At 67.8% G+C, this 255-nt stretch carries 1 protein-coding gene; it reads right to left on the bottom strand.

All coding sequences use genetic code 11. The features are described from left to right. On the bottom strand, window positions 1-255 hold a 255-nt coding region (locus RM445_RS32205; protein ID WP_397469462.1), incomplete at both ends, for a transposase.

The raw sequence follows: 255 nt of genomic DNA, 5'->3' as shown, positions 1-255 counted from the left end.
CCGATGATCAGGTCGCCCTCCCAGTGGCCGGGGACGGCGCGGTCGTCGACCTCGGCGGGCCGCTGACTGATCATGACCTCCGGTGTCACGTGACCGTTCGCTCGCTGCCGGGCTCGAGCCCGAGGAACGCGCAGCGCCCGTCCCGTGCGCAGGCAGGTGATGAGTTCGCGCTTGAGTGCGCCGCGGCCTTGGACATACAGGGCCTGGTAGATCGCCTCGTGCGAGATCCGCATCGACTTATCATCGGGGAAATCC

The sequence above is a fragment of the Pseudonocardia charpentierae genome, from assembly GCF_031845345.1.
Taxonomy (GTDB): domain Bacteria; phylum Actinomycetota; class Actinomycetes; order Mycobacteriales; family Pseudonocardiaceae; genus Pseudonocardia; species Pseudonocardia charpentierae.
The sequence above is the reverse complement of the archived record's forward strand: the minus strand, read 5'-3'. Positions and strand labels throughout refer to the sequence as shown.